The 22,013-nt window shown below is 71.2% G+C and carries 16 protein-coding genes and 1 pseudogene; 2 read left to right on the top strand and 15 right to left on the bottom strand.

Features of this window, described 5'->3' with window-relative positions; all coding sequences use genetic code 11:
* Window positions 1-76: 76 nt before the first annotated feature.
* The 9 genes from ABZ396_RS20830 to bldG all read right to left on the bottom strand — a co-directional run bounded on the left by ABZ396_RS20830 (window position 77) and on the right by bldG (window position 14,684).
* Window positions 77-1,282, bottom strand: coding sequence for a DNA polymerase III subunit delta' (locus tag ABZ396_RS20830; protein WP_358917843.1), 1,206 nt, complete (start codon window positions 1,280-1,282; stop codon window positions 77-79).
* A gap of 170 nt (window positions 1,283-1,452) precedes the next feature.
* Window positions 1,453-4,752, bottom strand: coding sequence for a dTMP kinase (gene tmk, locus ABZ396_RS20835; protein ID WP_358917841.1), 3,300 nt, complete (start codon window positions 4,750-4,752; stop codon window positions 1,453-1,455).
* A 160-nt stretch (window positions 4,753-4,912) separates the two neighbouring features.
* Complete coding sequence (gene topA, locus ABZ396_RS20840) at window positions 4,913-7,750, bottom strand: type I DNA topoisomerase (RefSeq protein WP_358917839.1); 2,838 nt, start codon at window positions 7,748-7,750, stop codon at window positions 4,913-4,915.
* A 255-nt stretch (window positions 7,751-8,005) separates the two neighbouring features.
* Window positions 8,006-8,203 (bottom strand): hypothetical protein, encoded by a 198-nt coding sequence (locus ABZ396_RS20845; protein ID WP_358917837.1) that lies wholly within the window; start codon window positions 8,201-8,203, stop codon window positions 8,006-8,008.
* Window positions 8,204-8,493: 290 nt separating this feature from the next.
* A complete protein-coding gene (locus ABZ396_RS20850; protein WP_358917835.1) occupies window positions 8,494-10,023 on the bottom strand; it encodes a class I SAM-dependent methyltransferase in 1,530 nt (509 codons plus the stop codon).
* A 53-nt stretch (window positions 10,024-10,076) separates the two neighbouring features.
* Entirely contained in the window at window positions 10,077-10,691 is a 615-nt protein-coding gene (locus ABZ396_RS20855) for a small secreted protein (protein ID WP_358917833.1), read from the bottom strand.
* A 242-nt stretch (window positions 10,692-10,933) separates the two neighbouring features.
* A complete protein-coding gene (locus ABZ396_RS20860; protein ID WP_358917832.1) occupies window positions 10,934-13,342 on the bottom strand; it encodes a sodium-translocating pyrophosphatase in 2,409 nt (802 codons plus the stop codon).
* Window positions 13,343-13,669: 327 nt separating this feature from the next.
* The gene (locus tag ABZ396_RS20865) at window positions 13,670-14,104 is read right to left on the bottom strand and encodes an ATP-binding protein (protein WP_358917830.1); all 435 of its coding nucleotides are present in this window, start codon (window positions 14,102-14,104) and stop codon (window positions 13,670-13,672) included.
* Between the two features lie 238 nt (window positions 14,105-14,342).
* Window positions 14,343-14,684, bottom strand: coding sequence for an anti-sigma factor antagonist BldG (gene bldG, locus ABZ396_RS20870; protein ID WP_010986038.1), 342 nt, complete (start codon window positions 14,682-14,684; stop codon window positions 14,343-14,345).
* A gap of 83 nt (window positions 14,685-14,767) precedes the next feature.
* Here bldG and ABZ396_RS20875 point away from each other — a divergent pair, with 83 nt between their 5' ends.
* Window positions 14,768-17,236: a DEAD/DEAH box helicase gene (locus ABZ396_RS20875; RefSeq protein ID WP_358917829.1), complete on the top strand. Its 2,469-nt coding sequence runs from the start codon at window positions 14,768-14,770 to the stop codon at window positions 17,234-17,236.
* Here the strand turns inward: ABZ396_RS20875 and ABZ396_RS20880 are convergent.
* The 6 genes and pseudogenes from ABZ396_RS20880 to ABZ396_RS20905 form a co-directional block, all read right to left on the bottom strand.
* A complete protein-coding gene (locus ABZ396_RS20880; RefSeq protein ID WP_358917828.1) occupies window positions 17,187-17,573 on the bottom strand; it encodes an Rv3654c family TadE-like protein in 387 nt (128 codons plus the stop codon). The two genes, ABZ396_RS20875 and ABZ396_RS20880, sit on opposite strands and share 50 nt — an antisense overlap.
* The gene (locus tag ABZ396_RS20885) at window positions 17,570-17,890 is read right to left on the bottom strand and encodes a TadE family type IV pilus minor pilin (RefSeq protein ID WP_358917826.1); all 321 of its coding nucleotides are present in this window, start codon (window positions 17,888-17,890) and stop codon (window positions 17,570-17,572) included. The genes ABZ396_RS20880 and ABZ396_RS20885 overlap by 4 nt, the downstream gene beginning before the upstream one ends.
* A gap of 28 nt (window positions 17,891-17,918) precedes the next feature.
* Window positions 17,919-18,098 (bottom strand): DUF4244 domain-containing protein, encoded by a 180-nt coding sequence (locus ABZ396_RS20890; protein ID WP_358917824.1) that lies wholly within the window; start codon window positions 18,096-18,098, stop codon window positions 17,919-17,921.
* A gap of 56 nt (window positions 18,099-18,154) precedes the next feature.
* Window positions 18,155-18,934 carry a type II secretion system F family protein gene (locus ABZ396_RS20895; RefSeq protein WP_358917822.1) on the bottom strand — a complete coding sequence of 260 codons (780 nt, stop codon included), beginning with the start codon at window positions 18,932-18,934 and terminating at the stop codon, window positions 18,155-18,157.
* Entirely contained in the window at window positions 18,931-19,782 is an 852-nt protein-coding gene (locus tag ABZ396_RS20900) for a type II secretion system F family protein (RefSeq protein ID WP_358917893.1), read from the bottom strand. Before ABZ396_RS20900 ends, ABZ396_RS20895 begins: the two co-directional genes overlap by 4 nt.
* Window positions 19,783-19,886: 104 nt before the next feature.
* Window positions 19,887-20,198, bottom strand: a pseudogene (locus ABZ396_RS20905) (ATPase, T2SS/T4P/T4SS family); the annotation flags it as partial.
* A gap of 60 nt (window positions 20,199-20,258) precedes the next feature.
* Between ABZ396_RS20905 and ABZ396_RS20910 the strand changes: the two are divergent.
* The gene (locus tag ABZ396_RS20910) at window positions 20,259-21,809 is read left to right on the top strand and encodes a recombinase family protein (protein WP_358917820.1); all 1,551 of its coding nucleotides are present in this window, start codon (window positions 20,259-20,261) and stop codon (window positions 21,807-21,809) included.
* Window positions 21,810-22,013 lie beyond the last annotated feature (204 nt).

Consider the following 22,013-nt stretch of genomic DNA (forward strand, 5'->3'; position numbering starts at 1 on the left):
CACCGACCGTGGACCGCCGTCCCCGGTCCGCCATCCGGCATATCCGCCGGGCCCCCGGAGGGCCCGCTCCGCCCGCTCAGCCCGCTCTGAGCGCCATCGTCATCGCCTCCACCGCCAGCAGCGGCGCCACATTGCGGTCGAGGGCGTCCCGGCAGGCGGCGATGGCCTCGATCCGGCGCAGCGTGGACTCCGGCGAGCCAGCGCGGGCCAGCCGATCCAGGGCGTCCTCGGCGTCCCCGTTGGCGATCGCGACCCTGGAGCCCAGCTGGAGGGCGAGGACGTCACGGTAGAAGCCGGTGAGGTCGGTGAGGGCGACGTCGAGGCTGTCCCGCTGGGTTCTGGTGCGACGGCGCTTCTGCATGTCCTCCAGGTCCTTCATCACACCCGCCGTGCCGCGCGGCAGCCGCCCGCCCTGGGCCGCGCCGAGCGCCGCCTTCAGCTCCTCGGTCTCCTTGCCGTCCATCTCCTCGGCGAGCTGCTTGGAGTCCTCCGCCGCCGCGTCCACCAGCTCCTGGGCGGCCTTCAGACATGCGCCGATCTCGTCGAGCCGCAACGGCAGCTTCAGCACGGCGGCCCGGCGCGCACGGGCGGCCGGATCTGTGGCCAGCCGGCGGGCCCGGTCGACATGCCCCTGGGTGGCGCGGGCCGCCGCCGCGGCCACTTCGGGCTCGATGCCCTCGCGCCGTACGAGCATGTCGGCGACCGCCTCCACCGAGGGGGTGCTGAGGTTCAGGTGACGGCAGCGGGAGCGGATCGTGGGCAGCACGTCCTCGACCGACGGCGCGCACAGCAGCCAGACCGTGCGGGGGGCGGGCTCCTCGACGGCCTTGAGGACGGCGTTGGCCGACTTCTCGTTCAGCCGCTCGGCGTCCTCGACGAGGATGATCTGCCAGCGGCCGGTCGCCGGGGACGTGTAGGACTTGCGGACCGTGTCGCGCATGTCCTTGACCAGGATCTCGGAGCCGACGGCGGCGACCGTGGTGACATCCGCGTGGGTGCCGATCAGCGCGGTGTGGCAGCCGTCGCAGAAGCCGCAGCCGGGGGCTCCGCCGAGGGCGCGGTCGGGGCTCACGCACTGGAGGGCGGCGGCGAAGGCCCGTGCCGTCTGGTTCCGGCCGGCGCCGGGCGGGCCCGTGAACAGCCAGGCGTGGGTCATCTTCGACGTCTCCGGCAGCGGCTGGTCGGCCGCGGCGGCGGTGACTAGGGCATCGGCGTCCCGGGCGGCGGCGGTGAGCACCTCACTCACCCGCTCCTGCCCGACGAGGTCGTCCCATACGGTCATGGGTCACGCCGCCCTTCCGTCCGTGATGCGTCCTGATCCGGAGTCCACCACTTCCGTGGTCCGGCCTCCATTGTGCGGGCGCCCACTGACAACGAGGGCGGGTGCCGGAGACGAGACAGGGGCGGCGCCGGCCCGTCCCCCGGCCCGCACCGCCCCCGCACCCTCACGATTCAGCCGCGCCGCCCGCGACCCCGGCGGCCCCGCTCGTCACCGAACTCCTCGTCCTCGTACGACCCCAGCAGCTCGTCCGCAAGTGAGGGCAGGTCGTCCAGCGGGGTCTCCTCGGCCCAGTCGGGCCGGGGGCGGTCGCGCCGGGCCGTACCCTCGTCGTCGACCTGCGGCAGCTCACGCGTGCGGTCGTCGGAACCGTCGGGGCTCCCGCCGGACCGCTCGTCCCGGAAGTAGCCGGACGGCACCCGGTCCGCCGGGGCGTCGCCGGACACCGGAGGCAGCAACGCCGTCTCGTCGGACGCACCAACGGGGGGCAGCACCGCGGTCTCGTCGGACGCACCAACGGGGGGCAGCACCGCGGTCTCGTCGGACGCACCAACGGGGGGCAGCACCGCGGTCTCATCCGCGGCCCCCGGCACCACCGGAGGCAGCACCGCCGTCTCGTCGGACGCGCCCGCCGGCGGCTGCGGCAGTTGCGCCGTCACCTCGGATTCGGGCTCCTGGGCCGCGGGCTCGCGGTCCGCACGAACCGGGCGCAGCACCGTCGTCCCGTCCGCCGCGCGCGTCGGCGCCGCCGGAGGCTCGTCGTCCGGCCTCACGACCGGCGTCGGCAGGGTCGTCGCCTCCGGGGTGACACCGGGCGCCGTCGGCCGCGGCGCGGAGGACTGCCGGGCGGCCATGTCGGCCGCTGCCGCCGCCTCCGCCGCGGCGCGCCGCGCCTGCTCGGCCTTGAGCAGGGCCTCCTCGGCCTTGCGCTGCTTCTCCAGGCGCCGTTCCTCGGCCTCGGCGTGCAGCCGGGCCTCCTCCTCGGCCTGCTTGCGGCGCCGCTCCTCCTCGACCTTGCGGCGGGACTCCGCCTCCGCGCGGGCCTTCTCCTCGGCGAGCAGCCGGGCCTGCTCCTCCTCGGCACGCCTGCGGGCCTCCTCGGCGCGCAGCCGGGCCTCCTCCGCCTGCCGTTCGGCCTCGCGGCGCTGCGCCTCCTCCAGCTCGCGGCGCTTGCGCTCCTCCTCCTCGGCACGGAGTTTGGCGAGCCGCTCCTGGCGCTCCCGCTCCTGGCGCTCCTCCTCGGCCTTGCGCGCGGCCTCTTCCTCGGCCTTGCGGCGGGCCTCTTCCTCGGCGGCCTTGCGGGCCTCCTCGGCGGCCTTGATCTCGGCCTCGGACAGCGGCAGCACGGTGTCGAGCCGGGCCCGGATGACGGTGGTCACCGACTCGGGCTCCTGGCCGGCGTCGACGACCAGGTAGCGGCCGGGGTCGGAGGCGGCCAGCGTCAGGAAGCCGGCCCGTACGCGCGCGTGGAACTCGGCGGGCTCGGACTCCAGCCGGTCGGGTGCCTCGGTGAACCGCTCGCGGGCGGTCTCCGGCTCCACGTCCAGCAGGACCGTCAGATGCGGGACCAGCCCGGCGGTCGCCCAGCGGTTGATGCGGGCGACCTCGGTCGGGGACAGGTCGCGGCCGGCGCCCTGGTAGGCGACGGAGGAGTCGATGTACCGGTCGGAGATGACGACCGCACCGCGCTCCAGGGCGGGCCGGACGACGGTGTCGACGTGCTCCGCGCGGTCGGCGGCGTACAGCAGTGCCTCCGCGCGGTGTGACAGACCGGCGGACGAGACGTCCAGGAGGATCGAGCGCAGCCGCTTGCCGACCGGGGTGGCGCCCGGCTCGCGGGTGAGCACGACCTCGTGGCCCTTGGCGCGGATCCACTCGGCGAGGGCCTCGGCCTGGGTGGACTTCCCGGCGCCGTCGCCGCCCTCAAGGGCGATGAAGAAACCGTTGGTCGTGGGTGCCTGCGCCGGGTCGTCGCCGCCGAGCAGCGCGTCCCGCAGATCGTGGCGGAGCGGTACGCCCGCGCGGTCGTCGACCTTGGCCAGCACCAGCGCGGCCACCGGCAGCAGCAGCGCGCCGACCAGCATCAGCGTGAACGCGGCGCCGCCGTGCGCGAACACGAACTTGCCGTTGTCCAGCCGGTGCGGTCCGATCAGCGCGGCCACCAGGGGCGCGATCAGCGCGCCGAGCGCTATGGCGACCCGGACCACCGCGTGCAGATGCCCGGTGGTGCGGGCCTTGCGGTAGTCCTCGGTCTCCTGGTCGAGCAGGGTGTGCCCGGTGTTGGCGGCCACACCCGCGCCGATGCCGGCCAGCGCGACGATCAGCACCACGGTGGTGACGTCCGGGACCAGGCCGGCGGCGAGCAGTGCGATCCCCGTGAAGGCGATGGCCAGTGACAGCAGCCGGCGGCGGGAGAGCGTCGGCAGCAGCGAAGGGGCCGTACGGATGCCGACGGCGACGCCGCCGGTCAGCGCGAGCACCAGCATGCCGTAGAGCACCGGGCCGCCGCCGAGGTCCTTGGCGTGCAGCACGGAGACGGCGACCGCGGCGGAGATCGCACCGGCGACGGCGGCGCAGGCGGTCACCAGCAGCGGGATGGCGCCGGTACGGCCCCGGTCGGTGTCGGTGCCGGTCTTGGGACGGCGCAGGCCCTGCAGCGGCGACCGCGCGCGGGGGGTGCTTGTGCCGGGCACCTCCAGGTAGACCAGCACCGAGAGGGAGGCGGCGAACAGACCCGCCGCCACATACGACGCGAGGGCCGCCTGGTGCTGGGCGAACCACTCGATGCCCGTGCCCAGCAGGTTGTTGATCAGGGAGGCGACGACGAGCGCGGCGGCCGCGAGCGGGACCGCCAGGAAGGTCGTACGCAGCGACAGGCGGCGCAGTGCGTCCAGGTGGTCGGGCAGCGGTCGTACCGTCGCGCCCTCCGGGGGCGGGGCGGGCAGCAGTGCGGGGGCCGCGCTCTCCCGGCAGACCGTCCAGAAGCGCTCGGTGACTCCGGTGACGAAGGCCGTCACCAGAAGCAGCGCCGGGGCGTTCTGCGTCCAGTCGATCCACAGGGGCGCGATGATCAGCAGGACCGCGCGCAGGCCGTCGGCGCCGACCATGGTCCAGCGGCGGTCCAGCGGGCCGTCCTGAGCGGTCAGCGTGGTCAGCGTGGTCAGCGGGCCCAGCAGTACCGCGCCGAAGAGCAGGGTGGCCAGGATGCGCGCCCCGAAGACGGTCGCCACCGCGAAGGCCGCACCGCGGTAGCCACCGCCGAACGAACCCTGCGTGATCGCCGCTTGGAGCGTGAGCACGACAAGCACAAGGAGCGCCAGCGTGTCGCCGACACCGCTGACGAGCTGGGCGCTCCACAACCGCCTCAGCTCGGGGCGGCGCAGCAGTGAGCGGACGGCGCGTTCGCGGGAATCCGCTACCAGCGCGTCGTCCGGTTCTGTCTGGGGGGCCGTTGGCTGCTCGGCTGGCGTCATGCTTTCAGCCTATCGGCAGCCACCGACAGCCAGGCGCGGCCGTCCACAGGTACGCACACCCCGACACCAAGTTGATGCCGGGGGGTTCGTCATGCGAAGCCGGTATGAACCGGTGTAGCGGGTATGAACCGGTGTGGCCGGCTGAGCACCTGAGGGTGGCTCAGTCCTCCGCGGCCGCCCTGGAAGCCGTCGCCTTCTTGGCAGCCGTCTTCTTGGCCGGCGTCTTCTTCGCGGCAGTCGTCGTCTTGGCGGCGGTCTTCTTGGCAGCCGTCTTCTTGGCGGGCGCGGCCTTCTTGGCGGCAGCCGTCTTCTTCGCGGGCGCCTTCTTCGCCGTCTTCTTGGCGGGCGCCTTCGCCCGCTTCTCGGCGAGCAACTCGAAGCCGCGCTCCGGGGTGATCTCCTCGACGCTGTCGCCGGAGCGCAGGGTCGCGTTGGTCTCCCCGTCGGTGACGTACGGCCCGAAGCGGCCGTCCTTCACCACGACCGGCTTCTCGCTGACCGGGTCAACGCCCAGCTCCTTCAGCGGCGGCTTGGCGGCGGCCCGGCCCCGCTGCTTGGGCTGGGCGTAGATCGCCAGCGCCTCTTCGAGGGTGATCGTGAAGAGCTGGTCCTCGGAGGTGAGCGAGCGCGAGTCCGTGCCCTTCTTCAGGTACGGCCCGTAGCGCCCGTTCTGCGCGGTGATCTCCTGGCCGTCGGCGTCGGTGCCGACGACGCGCGGGAGGGACATCAGCTTGAGCGCGTCCTCAAGCGTGACCGTGTCCAGCGACATCGACTTGAACAGCGAGGCCGTACGCGGCTTGACGGCGTTCTTGCCGGTCTTCGGGGTGCCCTCGGGGAGCACCTCGGTGACGTAGGGGCCGTAGCGGCCGTCACGGGCGATGATCTGGTGGCCGGTCTCCGGGTCGGCGCCCAGCTCGAAGTCACCGCTCGGCTTCGCGAGCAGCTCCTCCGCGAGCTCGACGGACAGCTCGTCGGGGGCCAGGTCCTCGGGCACGTCCGCGCGCTGGTGGCCCTCGGAGTCCTTCTCGCCGCGCTCGACGTAGGGGCCGTAGCGGCCGACCCGCAGCACGATGTCGTTGCCCACGGGGAACGACGAGACCTCGCGCGCGTCGATCGCGCCCAGGTCGGTCACCAGCTCCTTGAGGCCGCCGAGGTGGTCGCCGTCGCCGTTGCCGGCGTCGGCCGCACCGCCCGTCGCGGTGCCCTCGCCGAAGTAGAAGCGCCGCAGCCACGGCACGGCCTGTGCCTGACCGGCCGCGATGCGGTCGAGGTCGTCCTCCATCCTGGCGGTGAAGTCGTAGTCGACCAGCCGGCCGAAGTGCTTCTCCAGCAGGTTGACCACGGCGAAGGAGAGGAAGGACGGCACGAGGGCCGTGCCCTTCTTGAAGACATAGCCGCGGTCGAGGATCGTGCCGATGATCGACGCGTAGGTCGACGGGCGGCCGATCTCGCGCTCTTCCAGTTCCTTGACCAGCGAGGCCTCGGTGTAGCGGGCCGGGGGCTTGGTGGAGTGCCCGTCGACCGTGATCTCCTCGGCGGAGAGCGCGTCACCCTCGCTGACCTGGGGCAGCCGGCGCTCGCGGTCGTCCAGCTCGGCGTTCGGGTCGTCGGCGCCCTCGACGTAGGCCTTCAGGAAGCCGTGGAAGGTGATCGTCTTGCCGGAGGCGCTCAACTCGACGTCCCGGCCGTCGGCGGCGCTGCCACCGATCTTCACGGTGACGCTGTTGCCGGTCGCGTCCTTCATCTGGGAGGCGACGGTCCGCTTCCAGATCAGCTCGTAGAGCCTGAACTGGTCGCCGGTCAGCCCGGTCTCCGCCGGGGTGCGGAAACGATCACCCGAGGGGCGGATCGCCTCGTGCGCCTCCTGGGCGTTCTTGACCTTCCCGGCGTACACGCGCGGGGACGACGGCAGGTAGTCGGCGCCGTACAGCTGCGTGACCTGGGCGCGGGCGGCCGAGACCGCGGTGTCGCTCAGCGTCGTGGAGTCCGTACGCATGTACGTGATGTAGCCGTTCTCGTACAGCTTCTGCGCGACCTGCATGGTGGCCTTGGCGCCGAAGCCGAGCTTGCGGCTGGCCTCCTGCTGCAGCGTCGTCGTACGGAAGGGGGCGTACGGCGAGCGACGGTACGGCTTGGACTCGACCGAGCGGACCGAGAACCGGGTGTTCTCCAGGCCGGCGGCGAGGGCGCGGGCGTTCGCCTCGTCGAGGTGGAGGATGTTCGCGCTCTTGAGTTGCCCGAGCGAGTCGAAGTCACGGCCCTGGGCGACTCGCCTGCCGTCGACGGCCTGCAGACGGGCGACGAGCGACGACGGGTCCGACGGATCGCCCGCGCGGCCGGTCGCGAAGGTGCCCGTCAGGTCCCAGTAGTCAGCGGAGCGAAACGCGATGCGGTCGCGTTCCCGCTCGACCACGAGCCGGGTCGCGACGGACTGGACACGGCCGGCCGACAGGCGCGGCATGACCTTCTTCCACAGGACCGGCGAGACCTCGTAGCCGTAGAGGCGGTCGAGGATACGGCGGGTCTCCTGGGCGTCGACGAGCTTCTGGTTGAGGTCGCGCGGGTTGGCGACGGCCTCGCGGATCGCGTCCTTGGTGATCTCGTGGAAGACCATCCGCTTGACGGGGATCTTCGGCTTGAGGACCTCCTGGAGGTGCCAGGCGATCGCCTCGCCCTCGCGGTCCTCATCGGTGGCGAGGAAGAGCTCGTCGGAGTCCTTCAGCAGGTCCTTGAGCTTCTTGACCTGGGCCCTCTTGTCCGCGTTGATCACATAGATGGGCTGGAAGTCGTGCTCGACGTCCACGCCGAGCCGCCGGACCTCGCCGGTGTACTTCTCGGGCACCTCCGCGGCGCCGTTGGGAAGGTCACGGATGTGCCCGACGCTCGCTTCGACGACGTATCCGGGGCCCAGATAGCCCTTGATCGTCTTCGCCTTGGCAGGCGACTCGACGATGACGAGTCGGCGGCCGCCCTGTGCGGTCTCGCTGGTCGGGGACAACTTCGCTCTTCTCTCCGGTCGACGCTGGGGCCTCCCCAGGCCTTGTTCCCGGGGTCGCGGCACGGACACGGATGCCCGCTCACTTGGTGACGCTGCGGAGTGTGACGGTACATCCCGCCCCCGTGTCAAACGGGAAAAGCCCACAACGGCCACTCGAACGGTAACCCGACTACCGCCATTCCTGCCGCCCGGAGTCCCTGGCCGCTCTTCCGGCCCTGTCCGGAGCGTGATGCTGCGATTACCGGATGGGCATCCTCACATGCGGGTCAGGCAGTACACCCCGAGGCTCAGGGAGACCACCGCGGCGACACTCGCGAGGGTCGCCGATGCGACCTGACTCACACCCTGGGCGACCGGTTCGCCACGACGGACCCGAATGCCGGTCCACACCAGCAGCGCGCCTCCGAACAGGGCGAACACCATGCCCCCGAAGATCGCCGGCCCGTTCTCCATGGCCCGCGGCGCCCCTTCCCTGCCGTCCGTGAATGCCCAGCGCCGGGAGACTGACACGTACGGACGGCGGACGGGAGGCAGGCGGGCGAAATCGGGGTGAACGGGGCTCCCGTAACAATCTCGAACATACGACCGACGGACTACGGGGCGAACATCCCGGCCACATTTTTCCGGCCTTTTTCTTCTCACGGCGTGTCCACACGCGGACCAGCCCCGGACCGCAGCGTGCGGCGGAGCCGCTCCGCCGCCCGCCCGCCCGGTCCGTCAGCCCGGTCCGTCAGCCCGGTCCGTCAGCTCGCCGGCTCCAGGAACCCCTGCTCCACCAGCAGCCGGATCTGCGCGGGCGTGCGGTCGCGCAGCAACACCGGGTCCTCGCCCATCAGCTGGGCGATGGCGTCGAGAATCCGCCCCGCGCTCAGCCTGCCGTCGCACACGCCGGCGAACCCGGCGCCGACCGTGTCCACCTTGGTCGCGCGGCGCATCCCGCGGTGCTGGCGCAGCACCACGTGCTCCGGGTCCTCGGCGCCGGGCAGCCCGACCTGCTCCTGGACCACCTCGACGGCGAGCCTGAAGTGGTCTTCGAGCAGATCCGCGTCGTCGTGGTCACGGAGATAGTCGAGGCGGTCGAAGTGCGCGCGGATCGTTTCGCCGAGCGGCTGTTCGATCGGATGCGGCCACTCCTCCGCGGTGATCGAGGGCACGGCGGTGCCCGTCTTTCGCAGCGTGATCCAGCCGAAGCCCACCCCCTTCACCTTGCGCGCCTCGAACTCGTCGAGCCACGCGTCGTAGCGCGCCTGGTACTCCACCGAGTCCCCGCGGTGGTCGCCGGAGTCCCTGAGCCACAGCTCGGCGTACTGGTTCACGTCCTGCACCTCGCGCTGCACGATCCACGCGTCGCAGCCCCGCGGCACCCACGACCTGACCCTGTCCTGCCAGTCCTCCCCCGCGACGTGCTGCCAGTTGGCGAGGAACTGCGCGAACCCGCCCTCGGCCAGCCGCTCCCCGGCCTGTTGAACGAGCGAGCGGCACAGATCGTCCCCGCTCATCCCGCCGTCCCGGTACGTCAGCCGGGCTCCCGGCGAGATCACGAACGGCGGGTTCGAGACGATGAGGTCGTACGTCTCCCCGTCCTTGACCGGCTCGAACAGCGAGCCCTCGCGCAGGTCGGCCGCCGGGGCGCCGGACAGCGCCAGCGTGAGCGCCGTGATGTGCAGCGCGCGCGGGTTGAGGTCGGTCGCCGTCACCCGCGTGGCGTGCTGGGCGGCGTGCAGGGCCTGGATGCCGGAGCCGGTGCCGAGGTCGAGGGCGGCGGAGACGGGCGTACGGACGGTGATGCCGGCCAGCGTCATGGACGCGCCGCCGACGCCCAGGACGACACCCTCGTGGCGCTGCCCGATGCCGCCGACGCCGCCGACCGCGCAGCCGAGGTCGGAGACGATGAACCAGTCCTCGCCGTCGGGCCCGCCGTACGGCCGTACGTCCACGGCGGCCGCGACCTCGTCGCCGCGCGCGCGGATCAGCCAGCCGCTCTCCAGAAGGTCGTCGACGGGCAGCACGTCGGCCACGCGCGCGTGCGGCACGGGCTGCTGGAGCAGGAACAGCCGGACGAGCGTCTCCAGCGGTGTGTCCCCGCGGGTGGCCCGGAGGGCGGGCACGGTCTCGCTGCGGGCCAGCGCCGCGTACGCGGGCGCGCCGAGCAGTTCCAGGAGCCCGTCGGCGGTGAAGGAGGCGCCCAGCAGGGCGGTGCGCAGCCGCGCGGCGACGTCGGGGCGGTCGGAGGCGGGCAGGGTGGCGAGGCCGGAGTCAGTCACGCCCTCCATTGTGGCCCGCGCGCGCTTCCGGACCCCGCCTCAGCTCGCGGTGGCCGGCGCCGTCAGCTCGCGGTCGACGAGGCCGACGACGTCACGGAGACCTTCTTGCAGCTGGCCTGCTCGGCGATCGCGTTTTTGACCTCGCCCTGCTCCAGGGCCTGCAGCGCCGCGGTGCCGCTTTTGTTCTGCGTCTCCAGGTGCGCCATCTGGGAGGCGACGTCGTGCAGACCGGAGGCGAACTTCGCCTGGTCCTTGGTGTTGAGCGCGTCGACCTTCTTCTTCAGGGCTGCATAGGACGCGGAGAGGCTGTTGAGGTTCTTGACGACGTCCTGCTGGCGCTTGGCGCCGTCGCCGACCCCGGGGGGCGCGCCGGCGCTGCTGATGGCCGCGGCGAGCGCCTTGTAGCCGTCGGCCATGTCCTGGAAGGCCTGGGAGTCGGTCTTCTGGATGGTCGCGGGCGAGCTCGTGGTGTCCGAGGCCGTCTGCGCGATGGCCTCGTTGGCCGCCTTGATCTTCGCGTCCTGCGCCGGCACCGCGTCGCACACGGTCTTGGCCCAGGCGATCAGCTTGGGGTCGGTGCCCTTGTTGCCGCTGCACCCGGACAGTGCCACTACCAGTACCGCACCGCCGGACAGTGCGGCCGCGAGCTTCTTGTTCACCGGATCGGTCCCTTCCATGGCCCTCGGCTCCCGGAATCTACACGGCGAACGGACCACACCCCCACGAGCGGCACCCACTAAGTACGGTTTTAGGAAGGTTTGCACCCGCGAGAGAAGCCTCACGGCGAGACGGTGCACACGGCCACGAAACGGACGGCACACCGGCACACGAAAGGGCGGACGACGCGTCAACACGCGCCGTCCGCCCGGTCGTTGCCGGGACCCCCTCGCGAGAGCCCCGGCGTTCGCCGTAAGACCGCCTACGAAACCACCGCGGGGTCCGCTGACTTGGCCACTCGTTCGGCGCCGTCCTCGTCGTCGCCGACGGTGATACCGCGCCGCTTGGAGATGTACACCGCGCCGACGATCACGACGAGCGCAAGGATCGCGATCAGGATCCGGATGCCGATGCTCTTGTCGTGGCCGTACGAGAACTTGATCACCGCTGGTGCGATGAGCAGCGAGACCAGGTTCATGACCTTGAGCAGCGGGTTGATCGCGGGTCCCGCGGTGTCCTTGAAGGGGTCGCCGACCGTGTCGCCGATCACCGTGGCGGCGTGGGCCTCGCTGCCCTTGCCGCCGTGGTGGCCGTCCTCGACGAGCTTCTTGGCGTTGTCCCAGGCACCGCCCGAGTTGGCCAGGAAGACGGCCATCAGGGTGCCCGCGCCGATCGCGCCCGCGAGGAACGAGCCGAGCGCGCCCACGCCGAGCGTGAACCCGATGAAGATCGGCGCCATCACGGCGAGCAGACCCGGCGTGGTGAGCTCTCGCAAGGCGTCCTTGGTGCAGATGTCGACGACCTTGCCGTACTCGGGCGTCTCCGTGTAGTCCATGATCCCGGGGTGCTCGCGGAACTGCCGCCGCACCTCGTAGACCACCGAACCCGCCGACCTCGACACCGCGTTGATGGCGAGTCCGGAGAAGAGGAAGACGACCGCCGCGCCGGCGATGAGGCCGACGAGGTTGTTGGGCTGCGAGATGTCCATCGACAGGCTCAACGGCGCGCCCGTACCGGTCAGTTGCGCCCCCACGTCCTGCACGTTCGTGGTGATCGCGTCCCGGTAGGACCCGAAGAGCGCCGACGCCGCGAGGACGGCGGTGGCGATGGCGATGCCCTTGGTGATGGCCTTGGTGGTGTTGCCGACGGCGTCCAGGTTGGTGAGCACCTGCGCGCCCGCGCCCTCGACGTCGCCGGACATCTCGGCGATGCCCTGGGCGTTGTCGGAGACCGGCCCGAAGGTGTCCATGGCGACGATCACACCCACCGTGGTGAGCAGGCCGGTGCCGGCCAGCGCCACCGCGAACAGCGCCAGCATGATCGACGTACCGCCGAGCAGGAACGCCCCGTAGACGCCGAGGCCGATCAACAGGGCGGTGTAGACGGCCGATTCGAGGCCGATCGAGATACCGGCGAGGACCACGGTGGCCGGGCCGGTCAGCGAGGACTTGCCGATGTCCATGACCGGACGCCGATTGGTCTCGGTGAAGTAGCCGGTCAGCTGCTGGATGACGGCCGCCAGCAGGATGCCGATGGCGACCGCGACGAGCGCGAGGATCCGCGGATCGCCGTCCTTGGCCCTGATGGCCGCGTCGGAGATGCCGTCGAGATCGGCGTACTTCCCCGGCAGGTACACGAAGACCGCGATCGCGACCAGCGCGAGCGAGATCACCGCGGAGATGAAGAAGCCGCGGTTGATGGCGCTCATGCCGCTGCGGTCGCTCCGGCGCGGGGCGACCGCGAAGATGCCGATCATGGCGGTGAGCACACCGATCGCCGGCACCAGGAGCGGGAAGGCGAGACCCGCGTCGCCGAAGGCCGCCTTGCCGAGGATCAGCGCGGCGACCAGGGTCACGGCGTACGACTCGAAGAGGTCGGCCGCCATGCCCGCGCAGTCTCCGACGTTGTCGCCCACGTTGTCGGCGATGGTCGCGGCATTGCGCGGGTCGTCCTCCGGAATGCCCTTTTCGACCTTGCCGACCAGGTCGGCGCCGACGTCGGCGGCCTTGGTGAAGATGCCGCCGCCGACACGCATGAACATGGCGATCAGGGCGGCGCCGAGTCCGAAGCCTTCGAGCACCTTAGGCGCGTCGGCCGCGTACACCAGCACCACACAGGAGGCGCCGAGCAGGCCGAGCCCCACCGTGAACATGCCGACGACGCCGCCCGTGCGGAAAGCGATCTTCATGGCCTTGTGCGAGACGGTGGTGAGATCCTTTTCCGGTTCGCCTTCGGCCGGGGTGGCTTCCCGGGCCGCCGCGGCGACGCGGACATTGCTGCGTACGGCGAGCCACATGCCGATATAGCCGGTGGCCGCCGAGAACGCCGCGCCGATCAAGAAGAAGATCGATCGGCCTGCGCGTTGATTCCAGTCGTCCGCGGGCAGCAGCAGGAGCAGGAAGAACACCACGACGGCGAATACGCCAAGGGTGCGCAGTTGCCGGGCCAGATAGGCGTTCGCACCTTCCTGGACCGCCGCTGCGATCTTCTTCATGCTGTCGGTGCCTTCGCCGGCCGCGAGCACCTGGCGCACCAGGATCCAGGCGACCACGAGCGCGGCCAGCGCCACAGCGGCGATCACCGCCACCAGGACCCGGTTGTCGTCGGTCAGGACCGCGGCCGCGAAGGTTGTGTGGTGGCCCAACTGATGAGGGGTAGGAAGCCCCGCCATTCGTCCTCCTTGACGCTTGGGCTGAGCTCAAGATGTGGACGGATTGTAGGTACCCCCGAGTGATCTCAACAGGGGACGGTAAACGGAATTGGCCTTCTCGTGCTCTTCAGCAAATGATCGAGGCCACTCCGACGAACCCGAAAGTGGTAACGCCCTAAAAGCATTGACGATCACATCGGGCGCATTTAGCCCTTGATCAAATTATCGGGCGATCTTCCCGGGCATTGATCGTGAATTCCTTCACTAATTCGGCGACCGGATGACATCCGCCGGAAAATAACAAGAAGGGCCCTGCTCAGGAGGGCCCTTCTCATGATCGGGTGACTCTCAGGTGAGCGCGACTCCAGGCGGGGTGGTCGGCCAGGTCATGCGGATCAGGCCGCCGTTCTCCCCGGCGGTGACCTCCACGTCGTCGACGAGACCGCTGATGACCGCGAGGCCCATCTCGTCCTCCTCGGTCTCCACGTCCGCGTCCGGCGCCGCACCGGTCGCCCGGTCGACGGGAACCGAACGGGGCGCATCGTCGCCGACCTCGATGGAGAACTGTTTCTCCTCCTCGATCAGCGCCACCCGCACCGGCTCGGTGATGCCGGCGCTCTGGTGCAGACCCACGGCGCGGGAACAGGCCTCGCCAACGGCCAGCCGGACCTCGTCCAGGACGGCCTCGTCCACTCCGGCCCTGCGTGCCACCGCGGCCGCCACCAGTCGGGCGGTGCGGACGTGCTCGGGCAGCGCGCTGAAGCGGAGTTCAACGGTGGCCATACGTCCCCCTCGGAGCTACGGGCGTGCGGTAGGGGGCCGGGCCGCCGAAAACCCGGCCCCCCGATGACTTGCGTCCGCTGCGGGCCTGTGGCCCGCGAACGGCTGCCTGCACGGGCACGCGAGCCCGAGCGGGCGGGGGTGACACGGGCATGCGTACGGCTCTGTACGCGCCCGTGTCGGAGGCCGGCCGGACGGCGCGGACCGATCGGCGGTCCGGGAGACGTCGGCCGGCCCCGGATCAGTCGGTGGCCGCCACCGCTTCCTCGACCGAGGTGTGGATCGGGAACACCTTGGTGAGACCGGTGATGCGGAAGATCTTCAAAATGCGCTCCTGGTTGCAGACCAGGCGCAGCGAGCCCTCATGGGCACGCACCCGCTTCAGGCCGCCGACCAGCACGCCGAGCCCGGTGGAGTCGAGGAAGTCCACGCCCTCCATGTCAACGACGAGGTGGAAATTCCCGTCGTTCACCAGCTCGACCAACTGCTCGCGCAACTTGGGCGCGGTATATACGTCGATTTCGCCACCGACCTCGACGACCGTGCGATCGCCGACGGTACGGGTCGACAGGGACAGGTCCACGGATCCTCCAGCACCTTGCTATCGAGCGGGTCGCCCCTTGGGACACTTCGTCTTGCGGCCCCCGGGACGGTACGCCAGCCGCGATGGCATTCAATCACTTACCGGCAGGCGTGCACGACGCCTTGGCCCCATTGTCCGTCACGCCAGTGACACACTCGGTCCCGATGGCCATAAATCACCGATCCGATCGACCCTCGGCTCCGGCCGCGTCCGGGTTCTCTCCGGGGACGGTCCTGGACCGGCTCGCCTCCGGGCCGAGCCGGGCTTCGCGCATCACTCATACGGAGCACTTGCCCCCGCGCGCGGGTCGGCATGCCGTCTGGCCTGACCGGATTCGTTCGGAGGTCGTCGCGGCGGTGCAGGCGTGCGGCATCGAGCATCCCTGGGAGCACCAGGCCCTGGCCGCCGAGCACGCCCTGGACGGCGATTCGGTGGTGGTCGCCACCGGCACCGCCTCCGGCAAGTCCCTGGCCTATCTCGTGCCGGTCCTCTCCACCCTCCTGGAAGGCTCCGAGGCGCCCAACGGCCGCGGCGCCACCGCCCTCTACCTGGCGCCCACCAAGGCACTCGCGGCAGATCAGTGCCGATCGGTGAAGGAACTTTCACAACCGCTGGGCACCGCGGTGCGCCCCGCGGTGTACGACGGCGACACCCCGTACGAGGAACGGGAATGGATCCGCCAGTACGCCAACTACGTGCTCACCAATCCGGACATGCTGCACCGCGGGATACTTCCCGGGCATCCCCGCTGGTCCTCCTTCCTGAAATCCCTGAAGTACGTCGTCGTCGACGAGTGCCACACCTACCGGGGTGTCTTCGGCTCGCACGTCGCCCAGGTGCTGCGTCGGCTGCGCCGTCTGTGCGCCCGCTACGGCGCCTCCCCCGTCTTCCTGCTGGCCTCCGCGACCGCCGCCGAGCCGGCCGTCGCCGCCCGCCGGCTCACCGGCCTGCCGGTAGTGGAGATCGCCGACGACGCCTCCCCGCGCGGCGAGCTGGTCTTCGCCCTCTGGGAGCCCCCGCTGACCGAGCTGCACGGCGAGAAGGGCGCCCCGGTCCGCCGTACCGCCACCGCCGAGACCGCCGATCTGCTGACCGACCTCGCCGTGCAGGGCGTGCGGTCGGTCGCCTTCGTGCGCTCCCGGCGCGGCGCCGAACTGATCGCCGTCATCGCCCAGGAACGGCTGGCCGAGGTCGACCGTTCCCTGGCCCGGCGTGTCGCGGCCTATCGCGGTGGCTACCTCCCCGAGGAGCGGCGCGCCCTGGAACGCGCCCTGCACTCCGGGGAACTCCTCGGACTTGCCGCCACCACGGCCCTGGAGCTGGGCGTGGACGTTTCCGGACTGGACGCCGTACTGATCGCCGGGTACCCGGGTACGAGGGCCTCTGTGTGGCAGCAGGCGGGCCGCGCGGGCCGCTCCGGGCAGGGCGCCCTCGCCGTCCTGGTCGCCCGCGACGACCCGCTGGACACCTTCCTCGTCCATCATCCGGAGGCCCTGTTCGACCAACCGGTGGAATCGACGGTCCTCGACCCCGACAACCCGTACGTCCTGGCCCCGCACCTGTGCGCCGCCGCGGCCGAGATCCCGCTCACCGACGACGACCTCGACCTGTTCGGTCCCGCCTGCGAGGAGCTGCTGCCGCAGCTGGAGGCCGCAAAACTGCTGCGCCGCCGTACCAAGGCCTGGCACTGGACCCGGCGGGAGCGGGCCGCCGAGCTGACCGACATCCGCGGCGAGGGCGGCCGCCCGGTGCAGGTCGTCGAGGCGGGCACGGGCCGTCTGCTCGGCACGGTGGACGCGAGCGCCGCGCACTCCACGGTCCACGAGGGCGCGGTCCACCTTCACCAGGGCCGCACCTACCTCGTGCGCTCCCTGGACCTGGAGGACTCGGTCGCGCTGGTCGAACAGGCCGAGCCGCCGTACTCCACGGTGGCCCGCGACACCACGGCCATCTCCGTCCTGGACACCGACATCGAGGTCCCCTGGGGCGACGGCCGCCTCTGCTACGGCTCCGTCGAAGTGACCAACCAGGTGGTCTCCTTCCTCCGCCGCCGGCTCATCACCGGCGAGGTGCTGGGCGAGACGAAACTCGACCTCCCTCCTCGAACCCTGCGTACCCGAGCGGTGTGGTGGACCGTCACCGAGGACCAGCTCGACGAGGCCCGGATCAGCCCGGAGATCCTCGGCGGCGCCCTGCACGCCGCCGAACACGCCTCCATCGGCCTGCTCCCGCTCTTCGCGACCTGCGACCGCTGGGACATCGGCGGCGTGTCGATCCCCCTGCACCCCGACACGCTCCTGCCTACGGTCTTCGTCTACGACGGCCACCCGGGCGGCGCGGGCTTCGCGGAGCGTGCGTTCCACACGGCCCGCGCGTGGCTCACGGCCACCCGGGAGGCGATCGCCGCGTGTGAGTGCGACGCGGGGTGCCCCTCCTGCATCCAGTCGCCCAAGTGCGGGAACGGGAACGATCCGTTGCACAAGAGGGGCGCGGTGCGGCTCCTCACGGTGCTGCTGAAGGGGGCACCGGAGGAGAAACCGGAGGAGGGCTAGCGGCGGAGGGGCCCGCTCTGGCCCGGACCTCTGCCGTGAACGGCCCACCACCCGACGCCGCCGTCACATCCGAGACGTCGCCCACGATCACGCACCGTGTCAGCGGGGTGCCCTGTGCTCGTGCGACGCGGTCCGCCCGGGCACAGGCCGCCGCGGTTCCCTCCGCCCAGTGGTCCGCCGCCGCGAGCGCCGCCATATCGGCACCACCGGCCGTGCGATGCCGGACCACGACGGCCTGTCCCAGCCCGAGCACGACGCCGAACACCACACACAGGACGGCGATCGCCCCCACGCTCCAGACGGTGGCGGACCCCCGGTCCGCATACCGGTGTTTCACGGCCCGGCCTCCTCAGCCAACGCCACCGCCGACTCCCGCACCTCGAACGGCAACCCGTTCAGCACCGGCGGCCTCGCCACCACCGTCACCCGCACCCGGTCGCCCTCCCGGCCGACGGTCACCCTCGCTCCTTCCGGAGCCGCCTGCTTCGTCACGGCGACCACCGCGTCCTCGGCGTCCTGCCGCGCGGCGGCCCGCGCCCCGGTGCGGGCGGCGTCCACGCACCGGATCTGGGCGGCCACCACGAGCAGCCCCCACACCAGCGCCATCGTGAACGCCACCAGCACCGGCAGCACCACGGCCGCCTCCGCGGTCACGAACCCGCGGTCGGTCCCGCGTCCCGGCTCACATCCGCGCACTGAGGGCTCGTTTCACGATGTTCTGGAGCTCCGCGCTGACCTGCCCGCTGGTCACGACCGCATAGAGAACCGCCGCGAACCCGACGGCGGCGATGATCCCCATCGCGTACTCGGACGTGACCATTCCCGCGTCCCGGCGCAGCAACTTCCTCATTTTCTGGTACATCTCGACTCCCTTGAATTCAGTAACAAGTTCCTGTTGACGGCCCGCTATCGCCCCCTTCATCCACCACCCCCTCGCATCACCCCGCCCGCCAGCCCGATCACCACGGGCAGGACGCCGACCGCGATGAACGCGGGCAGGAAGCAGAGCCCCACCGGTGCGGAGATCAGCACGGCTGCCCGTCGCGCCCGTACGGTCGCGCTCCTGGCCCACTCCGCGCGGGCGTCCGCGGCGAGCCGGGCGACCGGGGTGGCCGCCGGCAGCCCGGACTCGTCCGCGCGCTCCAGCAACCGGGCGAGGGCAGCGGCTCCGGGCAGTGCCGCCAACCGCCGCCAGGCCTCGGCCGGTTCACCGCCCAGCCGGACCTCCGCCGCACCCCGCGCGAGGCCTTCCCCGACAGGTCCACCGAGTGCCTCGCCGACGGCCTGGGCTGCCACCACCGGGCCCGCCCCGGCGGCGATGCAGGCGGCCAGCAGGTCGGAGGCGAGCGGGAGTTGGCGAGCGGCCTGGGACGCTTCGGCCTGCGCCACTCGTCCCGCGTCTCCCTCCCGGAGCCGCCACTGCCACAGCCCCACGGCGACGCCCAGCCCCAGCAGAACCCCGGCGACCCCACCGACCAGCACCCAGCCGCCGCACACCACCCCGGCCGCCGGCAGCCACCTGCGGACGGCACCGCTGACGTCGGATCGCCGCTCCGCCATCTCCACGGCCAGCAGTCCGGCCACCCTGCGCCGGGCCCAGCGCCGGCGCCTGGCCGTCTCCAGCCGCCACGCCGACCAGCCCAGGGCCAGCAGCGCCGCGACCGTCACCCCCAGCCTGTGGACTACCTCCGCGCTCATGCCGCCTCAGCTCCCCGCACGATCCGGGCCGCCCACCACATCCCGGCGCCCTCGAACACCGCTCCGACGGCCAGACAGCCCAGCCCGGCCCCGGTGTGCAGCAGTACGCGCAGCGGGTCGGCGCCCATGGCCGAGCCGAGCAGGAGCCCGAGGGCGGGGAGCGCGGCGAGCAGCACCGCGGTGGCCCGGGCGCCGGACAACTGGGCTCGCAGGTCGGCGCGTTGGTCCCGCTCGGCGCGCAGGGCCGCCTCCAGGCGGTCGAGGCCGGCCGCGAGCCCGGCGCCCTGGTCGACGGCCACCCGCCAGCAGGCCGCGAGCCCCAGCAGGCCGTCGGCGCCCGGCTGGCGTGCGGCCATCGCGAGCGCGGCCGGCACGTCCCCGCCGAAGCGTGCCGCCGCGACCACGGCCGCCTGGGCCTCGCCGAGCCCGCCGGAGTCCCGGGCGGCCCGCACCAGCGCCTCACCGGGCTGCCGTCCCGCGCGCACCTCGCCGGCGAGCGCCCCGCACAGCGCGATCACCGCGTCGGCGTGCGCCTGACGGATCCGCCTCGCCCGACGGGCCAGTCGCAGCCGGCGCAGCACCGGCACGCCGGCCGCCCCCGCGAGGACCGGAAGCACCGACGCGGCAAGAAGGGCGAGCGCGATGCCGACGGTCAGGGCCCACCACTCACCCCGCCAACGGCCCCGCAGTCGGCGCAGTTCCCCGACCGTCTGCTCCCAGGAGGGTGGTCCGGCCGCCACCGCCCCGCCTCCGGCTAGCAGCAGCCGCGCCCGCCGTACCTCGCGCTGCCGTTCGGCCAGGAGCCACGCCATGACCCCACCGCACACCACGGCCGCGCTCACCGTCATCTCACCCATCGCACAAACCCCTTTCAACTCACAGACAACTCGGGCCACTTCAGACCGGATGACTCAGTCACCTCGGCCTCACAGACCAGTCGGTCACTTCGGACTCACAGATCACTCAGGTCACTTCGCAGCAGCCCCCGCAGCCGCTCCCACCCCGGCTCACGCACAAAGGCCTCCGCGCCCCAGCGCAGCGCCGGTACCGTCCGCACCAGCCCGGAGGGATCCCGCTCCAGCACATGCACCTCGGCGATCCGCCTCCGGCCCGCGCGGTCTCGCACGAGGTGCAGCACCACCGACAGCGCGGCTGCCAACTGGCTGTGCAGGGCGGCCCGGTCGAGCCCGGCGGCCGTACCGAGTGCCTCCAGGCGCGCGGGGACGTCCGCGGCCGCGTTGGCGTGCACCGTGCCGCAGCCGCCCGAGTGCCTCGCCTAACCCTCCACGGGGTTGGGAAGCCGTTGCGCTCCAGGGACAACACCATGAGAAAGCCCACCTGCGTCATATACGACCGACTCTCCCGCCTGTTCGCAGAGGAAGCCCCAGACCACCGAATTGCCGCCTGTAAGGCATACGCCGAACAGCGCGGATGGGAAGTGGTGCACATCGCCACGGACACAAACGTCAGCGGAGCAAGCCGCCTGGAAGACCGGCCCGGAATGCGCGAGGTTCTTTCCTGGCTTCCGCGCGCTGATTTCGTGCTCGCCGCAAAGCTTGACCGATACGCGCGCAGCGTCTTGGAATTCCAGCGACTTTTGCGCGCTGCCAATTCGACCAAGACAACGATTGTCACGGCCGATGGCGTGGTGTCCCCGGAGAACGCCTCCATCATCATCAATGTTCTCGCCGCTTTCGCTGAGTACGAGCGGGACATGATTAAGGCCCGGATCACGGACAGCAAGAAGCATTTCCGCTCACGCGGAAACCACCTGGGGGGACTCGCACCGTACGGCTACACGGTCAGCGGGCCGATCAACAACAAGCGATGGACCATTGATGAGCCAGCGGCGGCAATTCTGCGGGACTGTGCAGACAAGCTCATCAATCACGGCGCATCACTGACCAGCCTTACCCGTGACCTGAATGACCGGGGAATTCTGCCTCCGGCTGACCATGCCCGACAGCGGGACGGGCGGAAGCTGCGCGGGCAGCGCTGGCACTCAACGACGCTACGGGATGTTCTCTATACCCCCGCCGTCCGTGGCTGGCTTGTGCAGTCCGTTCCCGGAGAAAAGCGGAGCGCGCTTACGAATCAGCCGGTATTGGATGCTGAGGGCAAGCCGGTATCAGCGGGACCGGAAATCCTCAGCGCTGAAACCTGGTCCGCCGTACGCGCCATTCTCGACGGTAAGGCCAAGGGTCGTGGCAGTGAGCGGACGGGCAAGGCCCTGTTGCTGCACATTGCGCAATGCTCGGAGTGTGACGGGCCGATGTACCGGCAACGGCGAGAGGTGAAGGGCAAGGATTACTCGACCTACGTATGCCGGGCAGGCGTGGGTAAGCGAGGAATTCACCGGCCGAACGTCATCATTGCCCGGAATCTCGAAGAGTTGGTGACCGCCGATTATCTGGAGCGGTTCGGCAGCCTGGCACTTATGCGCTGGGCTGAAGCTGACGGCAGCGCGGTACTCCAGCTCTCCGAAGTATCCGGCCAGATTGAACGGCTGGCGGGAAACCTCGCGGGTCTCACCCCGAACGGCGCTGCGGCACGGGCAGTCATCGGACAGCTAACCGCGCTGGAAAAGCGGGAGACCGAACTACAGGCGGAAGCCGCTCACGCTAAGGGCCGTTGGGTGGACGCTGGCGGCACCGTGGCCGACGAATGGGAGCGGCGCGACGAGGAAGGGCGCCGGGGCTTGCTGGCCGACTTGGGAACGCGCGTGGTGGTCCGTCCGGCAACTCCCGGCGCACCTAAGCGATTCGACCCGTCGCGGGTCTCCGTCCAATTCGAGGGTCCGGCATGGTGGCGCGATGACCCGGCGACAGGCGCGCTTGCAGCCGTAGCCATGGAGGAAAGCGGCCTACTCGACTAGGCGCCCCCTGAGCCTCTTTCAGCCCCGTTGGGTCCCTCCGGCCCGGCGGGGCTTTCTCATGCCCTGTGCGCCTCGCTGAGCCGCTTACAGCCCCGGATGGACCCTGGCGCCCGTCCGGGGCTCTCTCATGCCCGCAGAGCGCCACGGAGTTACGAGGAAGTGCCTGCGCTCCAGCGAGGGGGCAAGGCGCATCCAACGGGAGAG

Origin of the sequence: Streptomyces sp. NPDC005866, from assembly GCF_040629895.1 — a bacterium.
Classification (GTDB): domain Bacteria; phylum Actinomycetota; class Actinomycetes; order Streptomycetales; family Streptomycetaceae; genus Streptomyces.